The sequence below is a fragment of the Tumebacillus permanentifrigoris genome (assembly GCF_003148565.1).
Lineage (GTDB): Bacteria > Bacillota > Bacilli > Tumebacillales > Tumebacillaceae > Tumebacillus > Tumebacillus permanentifrigoris.
The window spans coordinates 233,935-243,694 of sequence record NZ_QGGL01000001.1; the positions used below are offsets into that span (position 1 = coordinate 233,935).

Annotated in this window: 8 protein-coding genes; 1 reads left to right on the plus strand and 7 read right to left on the minus strand. The window is 57.3% G+C overall.

Going from position 1 to position 9,760, the window contains the following annotated elements; genetic code table 11:
• Nucleotide 1 precedes the first annotated feature (1 nt).
• The 7 genes from C7459_RS01070 to C7459_RS01100 form a co-directional block, all read right to left on the minus strand.
• The gene (locus tag C7459_RS01070; RefSeq protein ID WP_109685385.1) at nucleotides 2–1,639 is read right to left on the minus strand and encodes a MutS-related protein; all 1,638 of its coding nucleotides are present in this window, start codon (nucleotides 1,637–1,639) and stop codon (nucleotides 2–4) included.
• Nucleotides 1,640–1,641: 2 nt separating this feature from the next.
• On the minus strand, nucleotides 1,642–2,685 hold the full coding sequence (gene kamB, locus C7459_RS01075) for a lysine 5,6-aminomutase reactivase subunit KamB (RefSeq protein WP_109685387.1): 1,044 nt from the start codon (nucleotides 2,683–2,685) through the stop codon (nucleotides 1,642–1,644).
• 5 nt (nucleotides 2,686–2,690) lie between these two features.
• Nucleotides 2,691–4,064 carry a lysine 2,3-aminomutase gene (gene kamA / locus C7459_RS01080; RefSeq protein WP_109685389.1) on the minus strand — a complete coding sequence of 458 codons (1,374 nt, stop codon included), beginning with the start codon at nucleotides 4,062–4,064 and terminating at the stop codon, nucleotides 2,691–2,693.
• Between the two features lie 32 nt (nucleotides 4,065–4,096).
• Nucleotides 4,097–5,137 carry an L-erythro-3,5-diaminohexanoate dehydrogenase gene (gene kdd, locus C7459_RS01085; RefSeq protein ID WP_109685390.1) on the minus strand — a complete coding sequence of 347 codons (1,041 nt, stop codon included), beginning with the start codon at nucleotides 5,135–5,137 and terminating at the stop codon, nucleotides 4,097–4,099.
• Nucleotides 5,138–5,319: 182 nt separating this feature from the next.
• The gene (locus tag C7459_RS01090) at nucleotides 5,320–6,723 is read right to left on the minus strand and encodes a sigma-54 interaction domain-containing protein (protein ID WP_109685392.1); all 1,404 of its coding nucleotides are present in this window, start codon (nucleotides 6,721–6,723) and stop codon (nucleotides 5,320–5,322) included.
• A gap of 83 nt (nucleotides 6,724–6,806) precedes the next feature.
• Nucleotides 6,807–7,259: a GNAT family N-acetyltransferase gene (locus C7459_RS01095; protein ID WP_170119193.1), complete on the minus strand. Its 453-nt coding sequence runs from the start codon at nucleotides 7,257–7,259 to the stop codon at nucleotides 6,807–6,809.
• Nucleotides 7,260–7,388: 129 nt separating this feature from the next.
• Nucleotides 7,389–7,622 (minus strand): alpha/beta-type small acid-soluble spore protein, encoded by a 234-nt coding sequence (locus tag C7459_RS01100; RefSeq protein WP_109685396.1) that lies wholly within the window; start codon nucleotides 7,620–7,622, stop codon nucleotides 7,389–7,391.
• Between the two features lie 257 nt (nucleotides 7,623–7,879).
• On the opposite strand from C7459_RS01100, the gene C7459_RS01105 reads away from it, so the two are divergent.
• Nucleotides 7,880–9,415 (plus strand): M4 family metallopeptidase, encoded by a 1,536-nt coding sequence (locus C7459_RS01105; protein ID WP_109685398.1) that lies wholly within the window; start codon nucleotides 7,880–7,882, stop codon nucleotides 9,413–9,415.
• Nucleotides 9,416–9,760: the final 345 nt, after the last annotated feature.

Consider the following 9,760-nt stretch of genomic DNA (forward strand, 5'->3'; position numbering starts at 1 on the left):
CTCATTGGCCCTCCTTTCGAGTGATCTCCTCCGGCAGTCCGAACAGGCGCGCAATCCGCAAGGCATCGCGCGGGAATTCCAGACCCTGCGCCGGGAGGAGGCGGTAGTCCATCGCCTGTTGCAAATCGGCAAGCAGACGGTCGGGGTCAGGTGGGTGTCCAGTCAACTCCCACGCGGTGAGCACATCTGGGCGCAGGCCCGCCACGCGGAAACCCTGCAGCCCTGAGACCTGTGTCACCCCAGGGAAGTGGGAGGCAAAAAGCGCCGTGTGGGCGCTGGATCGCAGATACTTCGCGAGGCCGACCGCCAATGCTTCGCCCTCCTCAGGGTTGGTGGTTCGTGCCACTTCATCGAGGAGGAGCAAGGCATGGCCCGGTGTATGTAGCAACGTCGCGAGTCGTTGCATCTCCGCGCCAAATGAACTCAAGCCGCTGACGAGGCTTTGCTCGTCCCCGCCAGACCATCCGATGCGCTCCACTGGATGGAAGCGAAACTCCGCTGCCGGTACGGGCAAGGCGTGTTGCGCGAGGGCTTGGAGCAAGCCGAGCGTTTTTAAGGAAACGGTCTTGCCCCCCATGTTCGGCCCGGTGATCAGACCGACGCCCGGGGACAAAGTCAGGTCGAGCGGCGTAAACGTCCCGCCACGGGACTCAACTGTGGTGCGAGCGGTAGGATGCCACCCGCTCAGGACGAACCACGGTGCGAGTGCGGTGCTTGCCTCGACGGAGTTCCCGTCAGCCGATGCAGGTTCCGCATCGCGCTGGCCGTCCAGCCATGCTGTCACACCCGCCTCCCACTTCATCGCCACCGTCGCTTTCGCAAACGCCCAGTCGAAACGCCCGCAAGCATCGTACATTTTTTCAACGACTTCTACGTGGGGTGCGAGCTGCTCGACCAGCCCTTGCAAAACCTCTGCCTCACGGTCTTCGATCCGCATCAGCACGCGCTCACGCTCCGCCTGCAATTCGCGCACTCGCGGCGGCTCGATCACTTCAAATACAGCTTCAAACAGATTGACACTCTGCAACCGAAGGTCTGGATGTTCGAGGTCTGCTTGATTTTTCTCTACTATAAAGAGTCCATCGCGAGTGGGAGCCCGCCCGAACTTTTGACACAAGGAGTCGGTCTGTTCTTTTCTACCCCGATACACTTCGGCGTCGAGACGCTGCAAGTCATCCTGCAACGCGTTCAACGTCTGATCTTGTAAATCTGCCAGCGAAAAGGTCGGCACCAGTGTACCGCCCGGATTGAGCAAGCGCAACAACACTTCCCAATCGAGCGCTGGCCACCACGCGAACGTTTGCAAGGCCTGCAACTCACGCCCGTGCCAGAGGAACGTTTTCAACTCAAAAACGTCCACCACCCGCACACTCGCCCCTTGGCGCAGCAAGTTCAGGATCGGCAACACATCTGGCAACCGAGCGAATGCATCCCGGCACGACTTCGCCCACTGGGCATCGCGTGCCGCCTCACGCACTTGTTGCCAATCGCGCATCGCGACTTCCCAAGCTTCCCGTTGATCGGGTAAGTAGGCACAGGCTTGTCGGCGCACGCGTTGCCCCGGTTTCGAGAGCGGGAGAAACTGCCCCCAGATGTCCGTCCATCCGATCGCTTCCTTGGTCGTCTCGTCCCAGAACACCGTCACGCCTCCTCCCCTTGCACATCCTGAACCAACAACTCCGCGCCGACTGCCGCTTGTACCGCAGCCGCCAATTGGTGGCGCGGCAGGTCATAGCCAGCCACGGAGTGTGGATTTACAGTCAAGCCGAACACCCGCACCGGACAGCGCACCAACACCTGATGCCCACGGCGCAGAAACTTTCGCCAAGCCTGCTGTGTGGCAAAAAAGTGCGTCGTATCCGACAGCACTACCACAAACCCGCGCGGCAAGCCCTCCACCATCGCAAGCAATCGATCGGTGACCGCACCGGCCACTGCCAGCACACGCGCCCGATCAGCACCGGGCCACATCGGATCGGTCAGCGGGTTCGCCACGAAGGAGGAGGTGCGCTCTAACACGACAGGGTCCCAGCCGGATTCCCCGACCGGACAGCCCACAACCATCCCGCCACGCGCCACCGCCAGATCGAGCAAGTGTCCGACGCGCTCCTCTGCCACGGGCAACGCAAACCGCTGGACGAAAAACGCGCTTTTGCGCGCCACATCTTCCACCGTCGGAGCCACAACAGCCCCCGTCGCCAGCACCACACCATGAGTCAGCTCTGGCGACGCGGCCATCATCCGATCAAACGCTCCGTCGACCAAACACAAGTCTGCGCCGAGCCGCTCCATTTTTTCCAAAACGGCATGTACCTGTGCGGCATACCTGACACCTGCCAGCAACACGGTCCCCGGACGCTCCACCCGTGCGAGGTACACATCTCCAAGCGTTGAAGAATAGCCGGTGGACTCGACGATGCTCAACACCGCACTTCCTGTGTTCAACACATCCCCCGCAGACGCCACGAGGGCGCCGATCGGGACGTAAACGTCCGGCTTCGGCACCCCCATGATCGCATCGCGGCGCTCACCGTCGACACCGATGGACACGATGCCCAACCGACGTCCCGCAGCAGTAGCATCCGAGATCAGGCTGTTCATCGCCGTCGTCTTGCCAGCGTGTTTGGCGATGCCGACGATGGCGACGCGGCGGGCGTTTGCCTGCTGAATCGCCCGGTAGATCATCGCGCTTACTCCTCGCCGTCTGCTTGCAACAGATGGTCGTTGATCGTAGCCGCAGCCGTCTCTTGCATCACAACTTGCTCCTTCGGACGGCGGCGTTTCAGACCCTTCGGCTCCAGCGACAGTTGCTTGTCGTTGAGCAGACGAGCGATCCCGATCTCATTGTCGGTGCTGTGGTCATGCGTGCAGGTCGGCGGGCACCCTTTGTCTTCGTAGGTCGGCTCGTGGTAGACGGAGATGACACCTTCGAAGTTGCGCAGAACGACTTTCGAGTGACCTTGTGAGAGCACGTATTGCGGCATGACCGGGATCTTGCCGCCACCGCCCGGTGCGTCGACGACGAACGTCGGAACCGCATAGCCAGAGGTGTGGCCGCGCAATTGCTCCATGATTTCCAGACCCTTCGAAACGGTGGTACGGAAATGCTGGATGCCTTCGGAGAGGTCGCATTGGTAGATGTAGTACGGACGCACGCGGTTGTAGACGAGGTCGTGTACCAGTTTTTTCATGATGTGTGCGCAGTCGTTCACGCCGCGCATCAGGACGGTCTGGTTGCCCAGCGGAATGCCTGCATCCGCGATCTTGTGGCAGGAGGCAATCGCTTCCGGGGTCAGCTCATCCGGGTGGTTGAAGTGCGTGTTGATCCAGATCGGATGGTACTTTTTCAACATGTTGACGAGGTTGTCGGTGATGCGTTGCGGGAAGACAACCGGGGCACGAGTGCCGATGCGGATGATCTCGACGTGCGGGATCGCGCGCAGGTTGGAGATGATGTATTCCAACGTCTTGTCGTTGACGAGCAGCCCGTCACCGCCGGAGAGCAGTACGTCGCGGATCTGCGGGGTGCGGCGGATGTAGTCGATCGCCGCGTCCAGTTGCGGCTTCGGCACGGAGTGGCCAACTTGCCCAGAGAAGCGACGGCGCGTACAGTGACGGCAGTACATCGAGCACTGGTTGGTGATCAAGAACAGCACGCGGTCCGGGTAACGGTGCGTCAGGCCCGGTGCCGGCGCGTCTTCGTCCTCATGCAGCGGGTCTTCCATATCCCACGGGGCACGGGTCATCTCATCCGACTTCGGTGCGGCTTGCAGGCGCACCGGGCACTCCGGATCTTCCGGGTCCATCATCATCGCGTAGTACGGCGTGATGCGCAGCGGGATCGACAGCTTGATGTTCTCGATGCCTTCCTTCTCCGAATCAGTCAGGTTGATGACTTTGCCGAGCGACTCCATGTCGTTGATCGTGTGCGTCAACTGCCACATCCAGTCATTCCATTGCTCGTTGGTGACATCCTTCCACAGTTCGATGTCGCGGAAGTGACGGTTTTGCTTGCCATAGTGGTGCTGTGGCAGACGATCTTGGGTCGGTTCGAGAATGCTCATGAAAAAAATCCCCTCTCAAAGTAGGTGTATTTTTACATCCCGTACTTGGCTTCAAAAAGCGCTTGCAGTTGTTTCGACTCGCGCAACAGGTTCAACGACAGATCGGCGTGGCCTTTGGTGTAGCCATTGCCGATGATCATGTTCACGTCCTTGCCGACGCCCTCTGCTCCAAGGGCTGCCGCTGTAAACGACGTGGCCATCGAGAAAAAGTAAACCGTGCCTTCGTCGCGCGTCGAGAGAATCGACGCCATCTCCGTACCTGGGATGTTTACACAATTGATCGTGACATCGGCCATGCGACCCTCCGTCGCTTTTTCCACCGCTTGCAGCACATCGACCGGCTTCGTCGCGTCGAGATTCAGCACCACATCGGCCCACCCGAGTTCGCGCAGGCGCTCACAGCTTGCTTCGCCGTATTCCAACGCGAGGATGCGTCCGGTCGGTCCAGCCGATTTGCGGGCTTGGCAGAGCACCATCAGGCCGCTTTTGCCACCTGCACCGAGCACGACGACGGTGTCGCCCGGTTTGACGAGCTTTTCCGTTTGCGCCGGTGCGCCACAGACATCGAGCACCGCCAGCGCGATGCGATCCGCGATCTCATCGGGCAATTTCGCAAACAGACCCGATTCGAACAGGATCGCTTGCCCCTTGATGTCGACTTGGCCGGTTTTCACATCCATGCCCGTGATCTCCTCAATCGTGAGCGGTGTCAACGAGAGCGAGACCAACGTGGCGATGCGGTCGCCGGGAACGAGATCGAGCTTGCCTTGCAACTCAGGTCCGATCGCGCGCACCATGCCGATCAACATGCCACCCGATCCAGTCACCGGGTTGTGATGTTTGCCGCGTTCGGCGACAATTTTCTTCATGTGTTCACCGATGCGCAACGGGTCGCCGCCCTCTGCCTCCTTGATCTGCACGAACGAAGCGGAGTCGATGTTCAGCGTCTCCACGTCGAGCAAAATTTCATTGGAGTAGAGTTCCATTGTATTGTCAATTCGCCAAGCCGGTTGTGGCATCGTGCCTTGGGGTTCCAAGACGCGGTGCAAACCATAGCGATTTCCTTGCTTCATAGCGGGCGCTCCCCCTTGCCTGTTTATCTGTCTGCCTCGTAATCGATGCAAGACCCGTGCCAACTCTTGCTAAATGTTCTGAAAAAATCAAAAAACGACCGCCAGCAGTCGTTCTAACTGCTTGTCGGTCGTTTCGCTCCCTGGCCATCAACAGGAAAAAGGTGCCGAATACTCGGCACTCACTATTTCGTCTGTCTGCTCAATCGGTACTGCAGCGTCTGCCGCGGCACCTGCAACAACTTCGCCGCCTGCTGGATGTTGCCCCCGGTCTCCTCCATCGCCATGCGGATCAGCTCCTGCTCGACTTGCTCCATCGTCTCGCGCAAGGGACGCACGGGGCCTTCGAGCGTCAGGGTTTTCGTGGACTTGGCATGTTGGACCTGCCACGGCAGATGCTCACACTCGATCTGATCTCCTGTGACGAGGTTCATCGCGCCTTCTACCGCGTGTTCCAACTCGCGCACATTGCCCGGCCAGTCATGCGCCATGAAGCGATCGAGCACGTCCGGCGTGATGTCCCGGACGTTTTTGCCAAATGCTGCGTTGAACTTCTCGATGAAGTGGCGCGTCAACAGTGGGATGTCCTCGCGACGGTCCGCCAAGCGCGGCAAGTGCAAGGACACGACATTCAAGCGATAGTACAAGTCGGAGCGCAACTGCCCGCCCTCGATCGCTTGTAGCGGGTTCTGGTTGGTCGCCGCCAGAATTCGCACGTCGACCTCGATCACCTTCGTATCCCCGACACGCCGGACCAAGCCTTCCTGCAAGACCCGCAACAACTTCGCCTGCAATTCCAGCGGCATCGAGTTGATCTCGTCGAGAAAAAGCGTCCCACCGTCCGCCAATTCAAACAGCCCTGGTCGGTTCTCCGCTCCTGTGAACGATCCCTTGACCGTCCCGAACAACAAGCCTTCCAAAAGCGACGCAGGCAGCGCCGCACAATTCTGCGCGATAAATGACTTGTTCCGGCGCGGCGATGCGTTGTGGATCGACTGGACGAACAGTTCCTTGCCCGTCCCCGTCTCGCCAAACAGCAGGACTGGCGACGATGTGCTCGCCGCCCGCAGTGCGAGCTCCTTCAATAATAAAACCGCGCGATCCGCACTCAGGATCTGCTCGAACGTCCATCGTGCTTCAATCGGGCTTTTTCTCTGCGTCGTGCTCTTGGCGACCCCGACGATCTGCGCTTGCATGTCGATCAGCCGCTCGTTTAGCTCTTTGAGACGCGTTAAGTCCTTGGCAACCTCTAACGCTCCGATCAAGCGCCCACCGGAGAGAATCGGCAACGTCGTGTTGACGGTATGCACCTTGGTGCCGCGCTTGGTCGTGTACATCTGCGGCGTGTCCGGGATGCGCCGCCCGGTCTCGATGACCTGCAACAGCGTCGACGTGCCGGTCTCCAACGAAGGAAACACCTCCAGCACATGCCGCCCGATCACCTCCTGCGCCGCCAGCCCGTCCAAACGCGCAGATGCTTCATTGTAATAGATCGTGATCCCGTTGCGATCGACCGCGTGAATCCCTTCATCGATCGAGGCGAGAATCGCCTTTAACATCTCCATCGTCTCGCGTGTCTCACGCTCCATCGCGGCTCCTCCTCCCGTGCCGAATTTCCAGCAGTTCACCCGCCGAATTTCCGGCATTCCATTCCGAAAAAAAAGACCCTGCCCTAAAGGCTGCGGGCCAACAACAACTGATCCTGGCAACGTATGCCATTCTCAAAGATCGGGGTCTGGTATTCGCGGTTGAAGTAGTCATGATCGATCTCCATGATCCGAAACCCAAACTTTTGATAAAACGCCAAACTCCCGATGCTCGAATTGCCGGTGCGGACAATCACTTTCTCTACGCCGCGCTCGCGCAAGAGCTTCAGGATCGACTCCAACAGCGAACGCCCGTGGCCTTGGCCTTGGTATTGGTCGCGAACGGCGATGTTGCGAATCTCACAAACAGTCGCCTCGGTTGAAGTCAAATGGAGAACGCCAACGGTCTCTCCCTCGGACGTGAGCCACGAGTAAAGTTCCCCTTCCGGCAGGTAGCGGCGTACCATCTCCTCAGACGGGTCGGCCAACAACAACAGCGGTAGATACGCCTCGCGATTTTTTTGCACAGTATGAAGCATGGCGTGATCCCTCCTTCTCCTCACATCCTTACTACGAAACTCACCCCACAAACTCCTCTTTTCCACACGCAAATCAACCGATATGTATCGCATTCTATCAATATAAACGTTTTTCGTCATTTGTCTGACTTAATTATTTGGTACGTTTTTCTTACCCATACTCCGTTTCTGATGCTCTAAGAGCAGGGGAAGTCGCTTTTGCAACTGAGAACCAATCTTGCCAAGGTCCTTCGAAGCATGCCGTCCCCAGTAGCCGTCCGAAGGGATTGGGATGCCATACTCTTGGGCGATTTCCCATTTTAATCGTTCAATAGTTCGACGGATTTCAGGATCTTCAAGATTCCACTTTTTAACGACACTCATCCTCCTCCGCACAACAGTCTCAGTATCGCCTGAGAAGGGCTTGAAACAAACGGGGAGAGGAAAAATCCATCCGTCGAAAAAAATCTGTCAAAGTTTGTCGAGCAAAAGAGGGAGAATCATTCCGAACTAATACATTGTACCATTTCAATATTATTTTAATTCCTATATTGACACCCTCCAGATCGCAGGTGTAGGATGGTTACACAGACGACTGAATCGTCTGACAAATGAGAGAATCATGGGAGGTTTCATTCAAGATGAACAAAAAGCTCATCGTAACTTTCGTCATGTCTTCCTTAGTAGCAACTGCATTTGCAGGTTTCGCTGGCGCAGCTCCGTTGGACAAGCAAGCGATCAAGGATGAAAAGGGCAAAGTCCACAACGTCCAAGGCAAACTCGGCAAAGTGGCAGGCGCAACGGCAGAAGAGCGCGCCCTGAATGGTCTCGACCTCGTCGGTCAAGACTTCGGTTTCGCAAAAGCCAAAGGCAATTTCAAAGTAAAGGCCTCCCATAACGATGAGAACGGTCTGGCACACACCAAGCTCGACCAAGTCATCAACGGCATCAAAGTTCTCGACCATCAAATGATCGTACACGAACTCAAAGGCGACGTTCAAGGCGTCACCGGCGACTTCGCAGCGCTGACCCCGAACGCGACATCCGCTGCCTTGACCGGACTGCAAGCTGCAGACAAAGCAGTGGCTTCCACCGGCTTCACCGGTCAACTTTCCCGTCCGGCAACCTCCGAACTGACCTACGTTGCGCAAGGCAACCAAGCAGTTCTGGCCTACAAAGTAAACGTTGCTTACAACGCTGCAGCGGAACCGGCGAACTGGCAGATCCTCGTCGATGCAGTCAACGGCACCGTGATCTCCTCGATCAACACCATCGACCACGTAGCGGGTACCGGTACGGGCGTATTGGGTGACACCAAAACCATCCAGACCACGCTGAAGTCGGGCTCTTACTATTTGGAAGACCACTCCAAGTCGATGACGGGCGACATCGAAACCTACGACATGAAAAACGGCACCACCAGTGGGTACTACTACACCGATGCAGACAACAAGTGGACAGCTACCACGCATCGTGCAGGCGTTGACGCGCACTACTATGCAGGGATCGTATTTGACTACTACAAAGGTCTGGGACGCAACTCCTATGACAACGCGGGTTCTTCCATCTACTCCTACACCCACTACTCCACCAACTACAACAACGCGTACTGGGATGGTGCTGAGATGGTCTACGGCGATGGCGACGGCGTACAATTCCGTTCGCTGTCCGGAGCGAAGGACGTCGTGGCACACGAATTGACCCACGCCGTCACCGAAACCACTTCGGCGCTCGTGTACTCCAACCAATCCGGCGCGCTGAACGAGTCCTGGTCGGATGCTCAAGCATCTGTCGTTGATGGCGACGACTGGAACATCGGTGAGGACGTCTACACGCCGGGCACCGCTGGCGATGCTCTGCGCTCCATGTCCAACCCGGCTCTGTACGGCCAACCGGCTACGATGTCCGCCTATGTGAACACGACTTCCGACAACGGCGGCGTACACACCAACTCTGGCATCCCGAACAAAGCCTTCTACAACTTCGCAACCGCAATCGGTTCCCGCACCATCGCGGGTAAGGTCTGGTATGTGGCTTCCCGCGACTACATGACCTCTTCCACCAACTTCTCCGGCGCACGCGCTGCGACCCTGTCTGCAGTCGGCGCACTCTATGGCACCACCTCCACCTACTACACCTCGCTGAAAACCGCGTGGAGCAACGTCGGCGTCAACTAAACCAGAAAAACCTCATGGCTTCGGTCATGGGGTTTTTTATCATTTTCTTTTAATTATCCAAAATAATAAATGAATTTATGGGCGATTAAAACTCTTTTGGAAAAAAAGAGTTGACGGACGATTCTGTTTTGTCGTAGTATTTAGACAAGGGCTTTTAATTAAGCTCAAACACTAGATAAAACGGAGGTCACACAGATGAACAAAAAACTTATCACCACGTTGGTTATGTCTTCTCTCGTTGCATCCGCATTCGCAGTATCCGCAGGCGCAGCAGCAACTGACAAGGTTGCTCTCAAGGACGAAACCGGCAAAGTCCACACCGTCCAAGGTAAACTCGGCAAAGTT